General features: G+C 67.9%; 1 protein-coding gene. It reads left to right on the plus strand.

Annotation, left to right across the window (positions count from 1 at the left end):
- The coding region (locus J5M71_RS28595) for an aldehyde dehydrogenase family protein (protein WP_207839040.1) at positions 1–442 on the plus strand (442 nt) is incomplete at both ends.

Below are 442 nucleotides of genomic sequence, written 5' to 3' on the forward strand. Positions count from 1 at the left end.
GGTGAAGGGCGGCGAACGTGTCGAGCTCGGCCGCGCGGATGCGTATTATGTGCGCCCGGCGCTCGTGCGGATGCCGAGGCAGACGGCCGTCGTCACGCGCGAGACGTTCGCGCCGATCCTGTACGTGCTCGTCTATGACGACTTCGACGAGGCGCTTGCGATCCACAACGGCGTGCCGCAAGGGCTGTCGTCGGCGATCTTCACGAACGACATGCGCGAGGCCGAGCGGTTCATGTCGGCGGCCGGCAGCGATTGCGGGATCGTCAACGTGAACATCGGCACGAGCGGCGCGGAGATCGGCGGCGCGTTCGGCGGCGAGAAGGAGACGGGCGGCGGCCGCGAATCGGGCTCGGACGCGTGGAAGAGCTACATGCGCCGCGCGACGAACACGATCAACTACAGCCGCGAATTGCCGCTCGCGCAGGGCGTGAAGTTCGACGTG

The organism is Pseudomonas sp. 43(2021), assembly GCF_017490805.1.
Classification (GTDB): domain Bacteria; phylum Pseudomonadota; class Gammaproteobacteria; order Pseudomonadales; family Pseudomonadaceae; genus Aquipseudomonas.